This is a genomic window from Arthrobacter zhangbolii, assembly GCF_022869865.1.
Lineage (GTDB): Bacteria > Actinomycetota > Actinomycetes > Actinomycetales > Micrococcaceae > Arthrobacter_B > Arthrobacter_B zhangbolii.
Genome location: NZ_CP094984.1, coordinates 2,087,823 through 2,102,106, shown reverse-complemented (window position 1 = coordinate 2,102,106; position 14,284 = coordinate 2,087,823). Strand labels below are relative to the sequence as shown.

The 14,284-nt window shown below is 68.0% G+C and carries 17 protein-coding genes; 8 read left to right on the top strand and 9 right to left on the bottom strand.

Annotated elements, in window-relative coordinates; translation table 11 throughout:
* Window positions 1-50 precede the first annotated feature (50 nt).
* Window positions 51-1,421, top strand: coding sequence for a CoA transferase (locus tag MUK71_RS09750; RefSeq protein ID WP_227927694.1), 1,371 nt, complete (start codon window positions 51-53; stop codon window positions 1,419-1,421).
* A 2-nt stretch (window positions 1,422-1,423) separates the two neighbouring features.
* On the opposite strand, the gene arfB is transcribed toward MUK71_RS09750, so the two are convergent.
* The 4 genes from arfB to MUK71_RS09730 all read right to left on the bottom strand — a co-directional run bounded on the left by arfB (window position 1,424) and on the right by MUK71_RS09730 (window position 4,235).
* Complete coding sequence (gene arfB, locus MUK71_RS09745; protein ID WP_227927695.1) at window positions 1,424-1,846, bottom strand: alternative ribosome rescue aminoacyl-tRNA hydrolase ArfB; 423 nt, start codon at window positions 1,844-1,846, stop codon at window positions 1,424-1,426.
* A gap of 71 nt (window positions 1,847-1,917) precedes the next feature.
* Window positions 1,918-2,364 carry a CPP1-like family protein gene (locus MUK71_RS09740; RefSeq protein ID WP_227927696.1) on the bottom strand — a complete coding sequence of 149 codons (447 nt, stop codon included), beginning with the start codon at window positions 2,362-2,364 and terminating at the stop codon, window positions 1,918-1,920.
* 151 nt (window positions 2,365-2,515) lie between these two features.
* Window positions 2,516-3,823, bottom strand: a complete 1,308-nt coding sequence (locus MUK71_RS09735) for a Y-family DNA polymerase (RefSeq protein ID WP_227927697.1) — start codon at window positions 3,821-3,823, stop codon at window positions 2,516-2,518.
* Window positions 3,816-4,235, bottom strand: coding sequence for a LexA family protein (locus MUK71_RS09730; protein WP_227901638.1), 420 nt, complete (start codon window positions 4,233-4,235; stop codon window positions 3,816-3,818). Before MUK71_RS09730 ends, MUK71_RS09735 begins: the two co-directional genes overlap by 8 nt.
* Window positions 4,236-4,464: 229 nt before the next feature.
* Here MUK71_RS09730 and MUK71_RS09725 point away from each other — a divergent pair, with 229 nt between their 5' ends.
* Window positions 4,465-4,611 carry a hypothetical protein gene (locus tag MUK71_RS09725; RefSeq protein WP_227901639.1) on the top strand — a complete coding sequence of 49 codons (147 nt, stop codon included), beginning with the start codon at window positions 4,465-4,467 and terminating at the stop codon, window positions 4,609-4,611.
* Window positions 4,612-4,650: 39 nt separating this feature from the next.
* Here the strand turns inward: MUK71_RS09725 and MUK71_RS09720 are convergent, their stop codons facing one another.
* Together MUK71_RS09720 and MUK71_RS09715 are read right to left on the bottom strand one after the other, a co-directional pair.
* The gene (locus tag MUK71_RS09720; protein WP_227901641.1) at window positions 4,651-5,283 is read right to left on the bottom strand and encodes a TM2 domain-containing protein; all 633 of its coding nucleotides are present in this window, start codon (window positions 5,281-5,283) and stop codon (window positions 4,651-4,653) included.
* A 41-nt stretch (window positions 5,284-5,324) separates the two neighbouring features.
* A complete protein-coding gene (locus MUK71_RS09715; RefSeq protein ID WP_227927698.1) occupies window positions 5,325-6,362 on the bottom strand; it encodes an NAD-dependent epimerase/dehydratase family protein in 1,038 nt (345 codons plus the stop codon).
* A 151-nt stretch (window positions 6,363-6,513) separates the two neighbouring features.
* On the opposite strand from MUK71_RS09715, the gene MUK71_RS09710 reads away from it, so the two are divergent.
* Both MUK71_RS09710 and MUK71_RS09705 read left to right on the top strand, forming a co-directional pair.
* Window positions 6,514-7,359 (top strand): aldo/keto reductase, encoded by an 846-nt coding sequence (locus MUK71_RS09710; RefSeq protein ID WP_227927699.1) that lies wholly within the window; start codon window positions 6,514-6,516, stop codon window positions 7,357-7,359.
* Between the two features lie 392 nt (window positions 7,360-7,751).
* Window positions 7,752-8,099, top strand: coding sequence for a hypothetical protein (locus MUK71_RS09705; RefSeq protein ID WP_227927700.1), 348 nt, complete (start codon window positions 7,752-7,754; stop codon window positions 8,097-8,099).
* A 58-nt stretch (window positions 8,100-8,157) separates the two neighbouring features.
* Here MUK71_RS09705 and MUK71_RS09700 read toward each other — a convergent pair whose 3' ends face one another.
* Complete coding sequence (locus MUK71_RS09700) at window positions 8,158-8,493, bottom strand: hypothetical protein (RefSeq protein WP_227927701.1); 336 nt, start codon at window positions 8,491-8,493, stop codon at window positions 8,158-8,160.
* A 104-nt stretch (window positions 8,494-8,597) separates the two neighbouring features.
* Here MUK71_RS09700 and MUK71_RS09695 point away from each other — a divergent pair, with 104 nt between their 5' ends.
* A complete protein-coding gene (locus MUK71_RS09695) occupies window positions 8,598-9,302 on the top strand; it encodes an SOS response-associated peptidase (RefSeq protein WP_227927702.1) in 705 nt (234 codons plus the stop codon).
* A 37-nt stretch (window positions 9,303-9,339) separates the two neighbouring features.
* On the opposite strand, the gene MUK71_RS09690 is transcribed toward MUK71_RS09695, so the two are convergent.
* Window positions 9,340-10,311: an aldo/keto reductase gene (locus MUK71_RS09690; RefSeq protein WP_227927703.1), complete on the bottom strand. Its 972-nt coding sequence runs from the start codon at window positions 10,309-10,311 to the stop codon at window positions 9,340-9,342.
* A 98-nt stretch (window positions 10,312-10,409) separates the two neighbouring features.
* Here MUK71_RS09690 and MUK71_RS09685 point away from each other — a divergent pair, with 98 nt between their 5' ends.
* The 3 genes from MUK71_RS09685 to MUK71_RS09675 all read left to right on the top strand — a co-directional run bounded on the left by MUK71_RS09685 (window position 10,410) and on the right by MUK71_RS09675 (window position 12,813).
* Complete coding sequence (locus MUK71_RS09685) at window positions 10,410-11,195, top strand: thioesterase family protein (RefSeq protein ID WP_227927704.1); 786 nt, start codon at window positions 10,410-10,412, stop codon at window positions 11,193-11,195.
* A gap of 3 nt (window positions 11,196-11,198) precedes the next feature.
* Window positions 11,199-11,930: a lipoate--protein ligase family protein gene (locus tag MUK71_RS09680; protein ID WP_227927705.1), complete on the top strand. Its 732-nt coding sequence runs from the start codon at window positions 11,199-11,201 to the stop codon at window positions 11,928-11,930.
* A gap of 100 nt (window positions 11,931-12,030) precedes the next feature.
* Window positions 12,031-12,813 carry a pullulanase X25 domain-containing protein gene (locus tag MUK71_RS09675; protein WP_227927706.1) on the top strand — a complete coding sequence of 261 codons (783 nt, stop codon included), beginning with the start codon at window positions 12,031-12,033 and terminating at the stop codon, window positions 12,811-12,813.
* Here the strand turns inward: MUK71_RS09675 and MUK71_RS09670 are convergent.
* On the bottom strand, window positions 12,788-14,239 hold the full coding sequence (locus MUK71_RS09670) for a lipase maturation factor family protein (protein ID WP_227927707.1): 1,452 nt from the start codon (window positions 14,237-14,239) through the stop codon (window positions 12,788-12,790). The two genes, MUK71_RS09675 and MUK71_RS09670, sit on opposite strands and share 26 nt — an antisense overlap.
* Between the last annotated feature and the right edge of the window lie 45 nt (window positions 14,240-14,284).

Genomic DNA, 14,284 nt, shown 5'->3' with positions numbered 1-14,284 from the left:
AGCCTAAACCCGGTGGTTTCCGGAAGCTGTGCCGGGTGCATAATCCTTTTATGACCCTGCCCGGGAGAGTACCGCCGCTGCTGCACAGCCTGGCCCGCCTGCTGCCGGAGCAGGCCCGGGAAGCCGTGTCCTGGTCCGGGCGGCGCTGGTGGTGGGCGGGCCGGCTGGACGTTGAAGGGCTCGCGCTGGGTTCCCTGCAGATGCTGGCCGCCGCCGTCGCCGCCTACGCGTCGTCAACTGGTGGCGGGACGCGGATCAGTTTTACGTCCGACGGCGCTGCTGCCGCCTTCGCTTCCTACGCGCACCTGCGGATCAACAACAGGCCCGTCCAGGGGTTCGCTCCGCTCTCCGGATTCCGGCCCACCGCCGACGGCTGGGTGCGGCTGCATGCGAACTATCCACACCATGAACGGGCCCTGTTCACGGCACTCGGGGCGGAGCGCCCCGGGGAGGTGGACGCCGCGGTCCGGGGCCGTACCTCGGCGGAGGTGGAAGCGGTGGTAACAGCGCACGGCGGGCTGGCAGCCGAGGTGCGGACACCGCAGGCATGGGCGGACTCGGAGCAGGGGCGTGTCCTGCAGGCCGAACCCTGGCTGCGGCTGGAGCTCGACGCAGTGGATCCTGCTCTGCCCCGCCCCGGAAACGCCGGGCCCCTGGACGGGCTGCGCGTGCTGGACCTGACCCGGGTCATCGCCGGCCCTTCGGGGAGCCGCCTTCTGGGCGCACTCGGCGCCGATGTGCTGCGCGTGGATCCGCCGGCCATTCCGGAACTGGAGGACCAGTACGTGGACACCGGATTCGCCAAGCGCAGCGCCGTTGCGGACCTCGGCGGTGCGGAGGCCTGCCGCCGGCTGCGTGCCCTGCTGGCGCAGGCCGACGTCGTCCTGACCGCCTACCGCGGCGGATCGATGGCCCGGCTGGGCCTGGATGCCGGCTCGCTGCGGGCGGAGTACCCGCAGCTGGCCGTGGTGTCCCTGGACGCCTGGGGCGACCGGGGACCGTGGGCCGGGCGGCGGGGTTTTGACAGTATCGTGCAGGCTGCCACCGGTATCTCGTACCTGTACGGCGGTGCCGGGGACGACGGCGGCTGGCGGCCCGGCGCGCTCCCGGTGCAGGCCCTGGACTACGCGACCGGACTGGGAATGTCCGCTGCCGCGCTCGCCCTGGTGGCGGCCCGCCGGCAGGGGGCCGCGGGTTCAGCGCACCTCTCGCTGGCCCGGACGGCGCAGGAACTGCTGGCGCTGCCCGGTCCGCCGCCGGGGACAGAGCCTGCGGCGCTGCCCGGTCCGGTGCTGCGCAGCGGGTTTGCAGACTATGGGTCGCTGACCTACGTACCGCCGCCGCTGCAGATCAACGGTCACCAGCTTGAGTATCCCTGGCTTCCGCCGCGCTATGGCAGCGCGGACCTGGCCTGGCGATGATGCTAATCCCGTGGGGGACGCCGCCGTTGCTGCTTGGTCGCTGAGCGCTGTTTCTTGGCATCCAACCGCCGGTAGTTCGAGCCCCGGGTGGGTTTGGTCCTGCGCCGCTTCGGCGGTGCGGGGGCGAGCCCGTCTGCGACCAGGGCTGCGAGCCTGGCCAGGGCGGTCTCGCGGTTGCGCAGCTGCGAGCGCTGTTCCGACGCCGTCACGGTGAGTACGCCGGCAACCAGCCGGTTCTGCAGGCGCCCGAGCAGCATCCCGCGCTGTTCCTCCGTAAGCACCGCCGACCCGGCAACATTCCACAACAGCTCAACCCGGCTGTCGGAGGTGTTCACGTGCTGGCCGCCCGGACCCGAGGAGCGGGAGAAGCGCCAGGTGAGCTCCGCTGCCGGGATTGTGAGCGCAGGCGATACCACCAGATCCATGGTTACAGCCTCGCATGGAACCGGCCGTACCCGGATATCAGCCGTCCCGGGATATCAAGCGGCCGGCAGCATCATTGGCGCAGGAACAGCACCCCGGCGAGGAGGATGCAGGCCATCCCGGCGAGGACCAGTCCCCACAGCAGCGCCCTGACGGGTTTGCGTCCTTTCCGGGTCAGCACATACACCATGGCGGACGCGCCAAAGCCGATGCCCGCAGCCGCGAGAAGGAAAAAGCCCGGGGGAGGGGCCGGGGCCGCCGGACTGTCCCTCGCCAGGACTCCGGTGACCGAGAGGACAAAGAACACTGCGCCCAGCGCCATGCCGCCCAGCAGGGGAGCCGTGAGCCTGCCCGGCCGTGCCGCGGGTTCGCCCATGATGCGGTTGGCCCGCTGCGTTCCGTGGAGGGCTTCCTGCCCCGCAAAGAAACCCCGGGCCAGCGCCTCGCGTTTCCTGAAGCCGATGAAGCAGAGCAGCATAACTACCGGGCCGATGACGGCGCCGGGCCAGAATACTTCCATGTGAACCCCCGGGACGGCTGCGAGACAGGAGCCGGCGGGCGGATGGAGTCCGCCCTGCTCCTGAGTCGGCAGGCTACCCCGCCGGGCCATGGGCTGTCAGCGGCACTCAGTCAGGAACTACCTATGCGGGCGGGAGGGTGCAGGTATCCGCTCAGTTCGCCTTCACTACCGGCAGCTCGCTCCACTCGGTGGTGTAGCGCGGGGAGGAGTATTTGCGGGACATGGTCCACTCGGGTTTGGCGGTTGCCATCCCGGCGATGCCCAGGCCGATGCTCGCCGCCCCGTATTTGTCCGTGACCCGGCCCAGCAGCTCGCCCAGGTTCCGGCGTTCCTGGGCGGAGACGAATTCCTCGAAGAGCGGCTGCGCTCCGGCGGCCTCCAACCCGCTGAGCATCACCCCGGCCTTGGTGTACGGCACGCCTTCGACCACCTGGGCGTCCAGAGCGTTGACCGCGGCCCGGCTGAGCAGGACCGGGTCCGACGTCGGGGCGGCCAGCCGGACGGTGGCGGACGGGAAGGACGCAGCGGAGGTGCTGAAGTGCGAGGTTCCCGCATAGGCGGTCAGAACGGAGGCCTGCTGGCCTTCCCGCTCCAGCCGCGCTGCGGCCTGCTGCGCGTAGATACTCATTACCTGGCGCATATCCGCCAGGGTGGTCACGGGCGTGGAAAAGCTGCGGGAGAAGATGAGCTGCTTGCGGTCCGCGCGTTCGTCGTCGAGCGGGATGCAGGAGGTCCCGTTGAGTTCGAGCACCGTGCGCTGCAGGATCACCGAGAATTTGCGCCGGATCATTGCCGGGTCTGCCGCCCGCAGGTCCGCCACGGACTCGATTCCCAGTGCCGCGAGCCTGACCCCCAGCCGGGAGCCCACACCCCACAGGCCGGTCACCGGTACCCGGGACATGATGGTGTCCACGACGACGGGGTCCATGGTGTCCAGGTTGCACACGCCCTGCAGGTGCCGGTTCTGTTTGGCGATCCGGTTGGCGAACTTGGCCAGGGTTTTGGTGCTGCCGATGCCCACGCAGACGGGCAGGCCGGTGTGCCGGGCGACGGCGGCGCGGATGGTCGCACCCTGGGCGTCCAGTTCGGCTGGGGTGCCGGCCAGTCCAAGGAAGGACTCGTCAATGGAGTAGACCTCCTGCCAGAGGGCATAACGGCCCAGCAGTTCCATCACCCGCGAGCTCAGGTCGCCATAGAGCTCGTAATTGCTGGAGCGCTGGATCAGGCCCACCTGCGGGGCGGATTCGGCGAGCTGGAACCAGGGGGTCCCGGTCTTGATGCCCAGGGCCTTGGCTTCATCCGAGCGGGCCACCACGCAGCCGTCATTGTTGGAGAGCACCACCACGGGCACACCGGCAAGCTTCGGGTCGAAGGCGCGCTCGCAGGAGACGTAGAAACTGTTCACGTCCACCAGGGCAATCCGTTCGCCGGAAGCGGCCGTCCCGGGCGCGTCAGACATGGTGCAGGCAGCGCGTCACAACGCCCCATACCGAGAGTTCGGACGGTTCCGCCACCTCGATGTCCGCATACCCCGGGCTGTCCGCCCGCAGCAGGATCCGGCCGCCGTCCAGCAGCAGCCGGCGTACCGCCAGCTCGCCGTTCACCACGGCAACCACGACGGCGCCGTCCCGCGGAGTGAGTGAACGGTCCACGATCAGTTCATCGCCGCTGCAGATACCGGTGCCCGCCATTGAATCGCCGTCCACCCGCACCACGTAGGTGGAAGTGGGGTCGCGAATGAGGTGCCGGTTGAGGTCTATCCGGCCGTCGAAATAGTCGCGGGCGGGGCTGGGGAAGCCGGCTGCCGTTGCGGCGTCGGACTCCGCCGGCGGTGTTGTCCTGCGGGAACGGTCTGCTGAAAACACCGCCATGTATCCGCCTTCCCGCCGGGCTGCACTAGAACAAACGTTCGAATGTCCAGACTAGCACCGCCGACGTCGGGGCGGGGGCAGCGGTGGCGGTCCGGCAGCCGGGCGGGTCCGTCTTCGGGTATCCGTGCCGCTGACTGGCAGGCATATCCGGCCGGAGCACACTGCCGGGTGACGCAGCTGACGGACGTTCCGTCAGGAAGGGGCCAGCGGCGGCTATACGATTTAAGCCATGATCATTGAGGTACAGATCCCGCCGAAGCTGGGACGGGAACTGGAGGAACTGGCCGAGGAACAGGGGGTGCCGGTCGAAACGCTGGTGGTCAACGGAGCCCGCCTGCTGCTGGAGCACCGCTACCGCCGTAACATGCAGGGCTGACTGTCCCGCCGTCGTCGGACGGGACAGTCCTGCGTCGCGTTATCCCTTGAGCGGGATGCCGCGTGCATCCGTGCGGAAGGGCTGGGCGTTGCAGAGGATCATGATGCCTTCCACAAATCCCCAGACGCCGGCAAAGCCGCCGGTGAACACGGTCGCCACCACCTGGGCTGCGCCGATGCCGGAGTTGCCCAGGTAAAAGCGGTGCACCCCGAAGGCGCCGAGGAATACGCCCAGCAGACCGGCAACCACCCGGGACTTCTGGGACGGGTAACCCTGTGCATAGGGTCCCTGCCCGTACGGGGCGGGACCGAACTGGTTCTGGCCGTATCCGGGCTGCGGGTGGTGCTGCCCGGGGCCGGGGTAGTTCTGGACCTGGTTCGGGTAGGCCTGCGGGGGCTGGCCGCCGGGATAGCCGGGGTACTGCGGCGGCGTCTGGTGCTGGCCGGGGTAGGCATGGCCCTGCTGCTGGCCCGGGTACTGCTGGGCCGGATACTGGCCCTGCTGCTGGTTCGGGTACTGCTGATACGGTGCCTGCTGCGGGGCCGGGGACTCCGGAGGCCGCGGTGCCGGCCGCGGTTCGTTGGACTGCGGGTAGGCGTACTGGTCGCCGTCGGGACCGGAATTGGAACGTGCTCCGTCACCCAGTCCCGCAAACGGGTTTTTATCCGACATGCTGTTGCCTTTCATTTGGCCTCTTGCAGGCACTCTAACAGTCAAACACCGGGTGCCGGCGACTTCTTTCGCCGCTTGCCGTCGGCCGCGCCGGCGCCGGCCCACGCAGCCAGGCGGTCGCTGACATCCATCCAGCCCGCGTCCGGAACCTGCGCCTGCGGATGGGCGTCATACCAGCCCAGGATTTCGCGGGCGCCGGCAGCAAAGGGAATGGCCGCACAGTACTGGGGAACCAGGGCCTTGATCTTGGTGTTGTCGAAGACGGAGGAATGGCTTTTGTCTCCCAGCAGTCCCGGGCCGCGCCCCGGATCATGGGCCGCGATGGTCTCGGACGCCACGTGCACCAGCTGCGGTTCCGGCACCCCCGCCGCTGAGGCCAGGGTGCGGTAGACGGCATCCCACGGCAGGAACTCGTCGGAGGTGATGGTGAAGCTCTCCCCGACGGCGGCCGGCCGGCCCAACAGTCCGACGAACCCCGTGGCAAAGTCCCGGCTGTGCGTCAGCGTCCACAGGGACGTGCCGTCACCGTGCACCAGAACCGGCAGCCCCGCCCGCATCCGGTGGATATCGGTCCAGCCGCCGATCAGCGGCACCTTGGTCGCGTCATAGGTATGTGAAGGGCGCACGATGGTTCCCGGGAACCCCTCCGCACGGTAAGCCTCCACCAGGACATCCTCACCGGCGATCTTGTCCCGGGAGTACTGCCAGAACGGATTACGCAGCGGGGTGGACTCCCGGACAGGCAACTGCGACGGCGGCTTCTGGTACGCCGAGGCGGAACTGATGTAGACGTACTGCCCGGTACGCCCGCGGTACAGCTCCACGGCAGCGGCCACATGGTCGGCAGTGTAGGAAACGAAGTCCGCCACGGCGTCGAACTCCCGGTTCCCCACGGCGGCGCGGACGGCGGCGGGATCCCGCACATCGGCGCTGAGATGCTCGACGCCGGCCGGTGCCGGGCGCGCCCCGGAGACGCCCCGGTTCAGTACGGCCACGCGGTGCCCCAGGCTGCGAGCGCGGGCGACGGCGGCGGAACTGATCACGCCGGTCCCGCCGATGAAGAGCAGATTCAATGCCACGCGATGCCTTACTCGAGAGTTCCATGACCGAAGTTCCTCCGGCCCGCTCCTTGACGGGGTCGGGAAGCCGGGCTTAGGTGGAGGTTCCCGGCACCCAACTGCACCCAGCCTAAGCCACAGGCCGGGGCGGACTCCCAGGAAGGGCGACGCAATGACCGACAGCCCAGGCATCCCTGTCCCGGATCTGACACTGGGCAATTCAGTGCCCATTCCGCAGCTTGGGTTCGGTGTCTTCCAGGTTCCGCCGGAGCGGACGCAGGAAGTGGTCGAGGACGCGCTCGCCGCCGGATACCGGCACATCGATACCGCGGCAGCCTACGGCAATGAAGCCGGAGTGGGGGCGGCCATCGCGGCGTCGGGCATTCCGCGCTCGGAGATCTTTGTGACCACCAAACTGCGCAACGGGGACCAGGGCCGGGCCCGGTCGGCGTTCCTGGAGAGCCGGCATACTCTGAACCTCGACGTCGTGGACCTCTACCTGATCCACTGGCCGGTCCCGTCGCAGGGCCGCTTCGTCCAGGCCTGGAAGGAACTTGAGGGCCTCTATCAGGACGGGTTCATGCGGGCCATCGGCGTCTCCAATTTCCTGGTGGAGCATCTTGACGCCCTGGCCGAGCAGAGCCGGATACTGCCGGCCGTGAACCAGATTGAACTTCATCCCGGTTTCCGCCAGGCAGCGCTCGCCGCCGAGACAGCGGCGCGGGGGATAGCGGTGCAGGCGTACTCGCCGCTGGGGCAGGGCACCGGCCTCGACGCGCCCGAAGTTGCCGCGCTCGCGGATAAATACGCTGCCACACCGGCCCAGGTGGTGCTGGCCTGGCATCTGGGGTTGGGCAGGATCGTCATTCCCAAGTCGGCGGATTCAGCGCGGATGCGGGAAAACCTGGCCGCCGCACAGCTGGACCTGGCGCAGGAGGACCTGGACGTCCTGGACGGCCTGGACGAGGGCAGCCGGCTGGGTGCGGACCCGGCGACGGCCGATTTCAGCCAATACTGAGGGACGGCGCCCGGCATACGTGTCCGGGGTCGGGAATCTGCCACCGCTGATGAAGGAGGATTGTGGGACCAGGTGATGCCCGTGGAGCCGGGGCTTCAGGACTAGACGGGGCTTCCGCAACAGCCGGGGCCGCGGGACCAGTCGGGGTTGGGGCGGAGCCTTCGTCCAGGCTCTTCCGGGCTTCAGTTATTTTGCTCGTGCTCGCCCCACTGTGCAGTGTTATGGGCTGGGCCGGATTTCTGTTCGTCCTTGGTCAGCAGGCGGTGCCCGGGTGGGCCGTCGGCGGTGTTCTCTTCCTGACCGCCATGGTGTTGCTGAAAGTGGATTCGTCCAGACGGCGATCATCAATTACCTTCAGGGGCCGGAACCGGCGCAACCGGTGGCCTTGGTTCGTGACTCTGCCGGCGGTTGTCTCGGTCCTCTTCAGCGGGCTGGGCGCACTGGATGATGTTTCCAGCGCCAAGTATCACGTCCTCTCACCGGCCAACAGCGATGGTTGCCGTGTGGCAGTGCGCGAAGTCTCGTTCCTGTTTGCCGGCAGCGGTACGGTCTACGTCGTCAACGCCGCCGGCATCGGCTGGAAGGTCAGTTCCTGGACAGCCGATGACGGGTACGAGCCGGTTAGCAGTCGAAATTATGAGCTCAAGTGGCACTCCGACGGCGGTTCGCTCCTCCTTCACAGCAACGGTGATCCAGTCTGGCCGGGTTTGCATGAAATCAATTGCCCGGCGGCACCTTAGCGGTTTGCGTCCTTCACCGCTGGGTCGTTCAGCACTGCGTTCTTCAGCCCTGCGTCCTTCAGCCCTGCATCCGGTCCCGGGCCGTCCTGTCGCCCAGCGCCTGTTTGCGGCTGTTGTTTTCCCGCCGGGTCACGGCAGAGGCCCACACCCAGGTGGCCCGCCGCAGCCCGGCGTCCTCCCACAGCACCTGCACTGCCCGGGAGGACCAGCTGCAGGCCTCACCCTTTACCCGTTCGGCCGCTCCGGGAAACCTGATCCAGGCCCACACCGGCACACCGGGCACCGACGTGGTGACCGGATTGTGCTCGAAGTCCAGCTCCTCCGGCGTCAGGCCGATGGGCTCTGCCCGCCGGACCAAGCGGGAAGCGAGCCGCTCGGCAGCGTTTTGGTTCATGCTTTAAAAATAGAACATATGTTCGAAAGAAAGTAACCGTTCCTGCCGTGCGGGGGAGGGCTGCCGCTCCTGGCCGGGGCGGACCATGGTGCACAATGGGTGCCATGTGCGGACGCTATGTCATGGCCAGGGCGACGTCGGACCTCGTGTCAGCGTTCGCCGTCGAACAGTCGGTGGGCCCGGATGTGCTGCCGTCCTGGAATGTGGCGCCCACGGATGACGTGCGGATTGTCACTGAACGGTTCCGGCAGGAGGAGCCGGTCCGCCGGCTGGCGACGGCGAAATGGGGCCTGGTGCCGGTCTGGGCCAAGGATCCCAAAATCGGAGCACGGATGATTAACGCCCGGCGGGAAACCATCCTGGAGAAACCCGCCTTCCGCAAAGCCGCCGTTAAGCGCCGGGCCCTGGTGCCCGCGGACGGCTACTACGAGTGGGAGAAAACCGCCGACGGGAAGATCCCCACGTACCTGTACTCGGAGAAACAGGATCCGCTGGCCTTTGCCGGTCTCTACGAGTTCTGGCCCGACCCGGCACTGCCCGAAGACCACGAGCACAAGTGGCTGCTGAGCGTCACCATCATCACCACGCAGGCCACCGACGCCCTGGGCCACATCCACGACCGGACGCCGCTGATCATCGCGCCGGACCTCTACGCGGACTGGCTCGACCCGAAGCTGACCGGGGGCAGCGACGTTGCGCAGCTGCTCGACGCCGTGCCCGAACCCGTCCTGACCCCGCGGGTGGTCTCCAGTCAGGTCAACTCCGTGCGGAACAACGGCCCGGAACTGATTGAGCCTGCGAGCGCCTGAGGGTGAGCGCGTGCCTGCGAGCGCCTGAGCCGGCCGGCTACCAGGCGTAGTCCTCCGGTGCTGTGCGGTGGCCGGGGAAGATTTCGTCCAGCCGGTCCAGGGTCTTTTGGTCCAGGGTCACGTCCAGGGCCAGGAGCGCCTCATCCAGCTGTTCCTGGGTACGCGGTCCCACCAGCGGAGCCGTGACCGCAGGCTGATGCAGCAGCCAGGCCAGGGCCAGGACCCCCGGAGGGATCTCCAGTTCGGCGGCCAGATCCTCGTACTGCCGGATCTGCCCCCGGTGCTTCTCCAGCAGGTCACGTACCCTGCCCTCGGCCCGGCGCCCGCCGGCGTCGGCCTCCTTCTGCAGGATCCCGCCCAGCAGCCCCCCCTGCAGCGGTGACCAGGCCAGCAGGCCCAGCCCGTACTGGCGGGCGGCGGGAATAACTTCCAGCTCCACGGTCCGGTTGATCAGGTTGTAGATGCTTTGTTCACTGACCAGGCCGGCAAAGTTCCGCCGCCCGGCGTTCTCCTGTGCCCGGGCAATGTGCCAGCCGGCGAAATTGCTGCTGCCGTTGTAGATGATCTTGCCCTGGGTCACGGCCACTTCCATGGCCTGCCAGATCTCGTCCCAGGGAGTGTTTCGGTCGATGTGATGGAACTGGTAGAGGTCTATGTAGTCCGTCTGCAGACGCTTCAGGCTGGCGTCCAGGGCGCGGCGGATGTTCAGGGCGGACAGGAACGTGTCATTGGGGCGCTCACTCATGGAGCCGTAGAGCTTGGTGGCAATAACGGTGTCCTCGCGGCGGCCGCCGCCCTTGGCGAACCAGCGGCCGACAATCTCCTCCGTCCAGCCCTTGCGCTCCCAGCCGTAAACGTTGGCGGTGTCGAAAAAATTGATGCCGGTGTCCCGGGCGGAATCCATGATGGCGTGCGCGTCCGCCTCGTCGGTTTTGGGGCCGAAGTTCATGGTGCCCAGGCAGAAGCGGGAAACGGACAGGCCGGAGCGGCCGAGATGGGTGTATTCCATCGGGCCATTGTGACCCGCACCGCAACCCCAGGCCAGACCGGTCACTGTGCTGGGGTAGCCTGAAAGCCCATTCCGAACGGCAGGGAGAAGCAAAGCACGTGGCTGAATCGTATTACCGCTCACTGGGCAACGGCGTCTATGAAGCAACCATCCACACCCAGGGTGCCTGGAACCCGCAGGAGCAGCACATGGCGCCCATTTCGGGTCTGCTGGCGCACTGCCTGGAGCAGTTCCAGCCGCGGCCGGACCTGCGGATGGCCCGCATCAGCTATGACATCCTGGGTTTGATTCCGCGCAGCACGTTCGAGGTGAAGACCTCGCTCCTGCGCCCCGGCCGCACCATCGAACTGCTGCAGGCCGAAATGGTCGCGGACGGCCGCACCGCGGTCCGGGCGACGGCATGGCGGCTGGCCCGGGGCACGACGTCGGAGGTGGCCGCGGTGGAGGACGGGACCATGCCCGGCCCCGCCGAGGCGGGCACCCGCGAGGGCCTGACCGCATGGCCGGGCGCCTTCATCGAATCGGTGGAGATGCGTGCCCTGCCCGGGCTCCGCCCCGGCCGCGGACGGGCCTGGCTCCGGACCCCGCACGAGATGGTGGAGGGTATGCCCACCTCCGACCTGGTCCGGCTGATCGGCATGGCGGACACCGCCAACGGCATTTCCACCCGTGTGCCGCCGGGCGGGGACAGTTACATGTTCCCCAACGTGGACCTGCAGCTGCACCTGCACCGCGACCCGGTGGGCGAATGGCTGGGTCTGGACACGCAGGTTACCTTCGGCACCGACGGCATCGGGCTGACCTCGGCCATCCTGCATGACGAGCACGGCCCGTTCGGCCGCAGCGAGCAGATCCTCACCGTCCGGCCGCTCGGCGGAGCCTAGACAGTGTCCGGCGCCCTGACGGTGGTCCGCCAGCAGAAATCGCTGGGCGCCGCCGCGGATTTGGACTTCGCGCTGGCGATGCTCGATGCCGCCCGCCGCGGGGCGCTGGAACCCACCCTGCGGATCTACCGGCCCCGCCCCACGGTGGCGCTGGGGCAGCGGGACGCGAAACTGCCCGGGTTCGCCGCCGCCCAGGCTGCCTGCCGGCGTCACGGCTTTGAGCCCCTGGTTCGCAAAGCCGGAGGGCGGGCCGCCGCCTACCACTCCGACTGTCTGGTCCTGGACCATGTGGAACCCGACGCCGACGCCCTCACCGGCTCGCGCGGCCGGTTTGCGGACTTCGGCGTCCTGCTGGCCGGGGCACTGGAGAAGGCCGGGCTGAAGACCGGCGTCGGCGAAATCCCCGGTGAGTATTGTCCGGGCGAGTTCACCGTGTACGGCGAGGGCCCGGCGGGGGAGCGTATTAAGCTCGCCGGCACCGCCCAGCGGGTGGTGGCCGGCGCCTGGCTGTTCTCCACGGTGCTGGTGGTAGGCAACGGGACCCCGCTGCGCAGGGTGCTGACCGACTGCTATGCCGAACTGGGACTGGGCTGGGATCCGCGGACCGCCGGCGCCGCCCGGGACCTGGTGCCCGGCCTGTCGGTGGCGGACGTGGAAGACGCGGTCCTGCAGGCCTACGGCGGGTACGCCCGCCTGGCGGGCGGGGATTTCGAGGCGCTGCGGCAGGTGGTGTGACGCAACACCGGCCCGGCGGTGCTTCCCGCCTGGAAGTGCCCGGACTAGGGTAGGAAACTGACAGCAGGCTGATCAGTACACACGTCACAAAGGATTTCCATTGGGTTCAGACACCGTTGAAAACACAGCACTGCGGCTTCGGGCGGTCCTCGAGATCCTCGCTGCAGAGGACCCGTCCGGCAAGGTCAGCCGGGGAACGGTCATCTCCGCCGCCCTGCACCGCGTCCCGCTGACCGGGCGGGAAGCCGAAGAACTGGCCAGCGGCACCACCCGCGGGGAACGTGCCCTGGTCAACGCCACCACCAAGCTCGTCAAAGCCGGCTGGATCCTCAAGGAAGGCCGGTCCGGCTGGAGCATCACCAGCGGAGGACGCCAGGCGCTGGTGGACTTCCCCGAACCCACCCGGCTCGCCGCCGCTCTGCAGGGCAACGGTGCCGCCCCGTCGGCAGCGCGGAAGACCCCGCGCGCTGCGGAAGTGCTGGAGGAAGTGGTGCGGGACGCAGTTTCCGTTCCCACCGTGCCCGCTGAGCCGAACGGTTCACATCAGGACAGCGGCAACGGCTACGAACCGTCCTTCCCGCAGCCCGAATCCGTTGCCCTTGCCGGCAGCTTCGGCAGCGCCCTGGGTATCAGTGACTGGGATCCGGCCGGAGCAACGTTCAGCTTTGACCGTCATGACGAACTGTGGAAGCTGACCCTGGACCTGCCTGCCGGCAGCTACGAGTACAAGGTGGCGTTGAACGGTTCCTGGGCGGAAAACTACGGATTCGGAGCACACCGCGACGGCGGGAACATCCAGATTGAGCATGCCGGCGGTCCGCTGAGCTTCCTCTACGACCACGCCACGCACACGGTTCTTACCAAGCCGGAGGTCGGCGCCTGACCGGCCCCGGCCCCTCGATCGGATCCACCAGGATCCCGGCCGGTTCGCGCACCCACCAGACACCCTCGCTGCGGCGTTCAGCGGCAGTGGAGTAACGGTAGCGGTACATCTGCGCCCGGATCCAGCGGGGCGGTTCGCCGTTGAACGGGTCCCTGCGCAACAGGCGCAGGGTCCGTGCGTCCCCGGCGAGCAGCTTCCGGAGAAGTTCGGGAAACCAGGCGCCGTAGGAGCCCAGGGCCAGGAACCACATCATCCAGTCCAGGCGCAGGTGATAGGGCGCGAACTGGCGGGGCAGCCGGCGCGGATCCCCGGGCTTGCCCCGAAACTCATACTCGCGCCAGCGGGCGCCGGGTCCCGGCGGGTCATTGGTACCCTCAATGACCACCTCGTTGCGGTGCCGGGTGATACTGCCGAAGGCACCATAGGCATTGGAAAGGTGCCAGCGGTTAAAACTGGCATTCATCAGCTGGTTGCGGCTGAAGAGATTCTTCAGCGGTGCCCAGGCCCAGTAAAGCACCGCTGCAGTGGCGGCGAGCACCACGACGACGAACACCGCCGGTGTGGCTGCGGGGTCCGGTGAACCGAACTGCGCCCACGGCAGTACTGCCTGGATGGCGGAATCGCTGACCGCCGTAAAGGCCAGCAGGATGGTCAGCACGTTCAGCCACGCGAAGTTGCCGGAGACCACCAGCCACAGCTGCGTAATGATGATGATGGCCGCCGCCACCGACGCGATCGGCTGCGGGAAGAACAGGAAGAAGGGCACCACCAGCTGGGCGAAGTGGTTGCCGAGCACTTCGACCCGGTGCAGCGGCCTGGGCAGGTGGTGGAAGAACCAGCTGGCCGGGTTCGGCATGGGCTGGGTCTCGTGGTGGTAGTACAGGGCGGTAAGGTCCCGCCAGGCACGATCGCCGCGCACTTTGATCAGCCCGGCGCCGAATTCCAGCCGGAACACCAGCCAGCGGAACAGCCAGAGCACCGTCACCGGTGCTGCGACGTCGTTTGACCCGAGGAACGCGGCCAGGAAGCCTGCCTCCAGCAGCAGTGATTCCCAGCCGAACCCGTAGAACGTCTGGCCGATGTTCACAATGGACAGGTAGAGCCCCCAGATCAGCAGGAAAGCCGCCATCGGCAGCCACCACGGCCCGGACTGCGGCACTCCGGCCACCAGCAGGGCGGAGACCGCAGCCCCGGACCAGGCCACGGTCAGCAGGAGACGGTCCGAGTAGCGCCAATGGAAAAGTGTGGGAATACCGCGGCCCCTGATCCGGTCCAGGTACAGGGGAGCGGGCAGCAGGCCGCGTTCCCCCAGCAGGGCCGGAAACTGGAAGGCCGCGTTCAGGAACCCGATCAGGAAGACGGCGGCGATTCCGCGCTGCAGCACCTGCCGCGCGAATTCATCGCCCCCGGCGCTGAACCACTCCATGGCAGTCCAGCCTAGCTCCCGACGCAACGGAATACCCGAACCGGT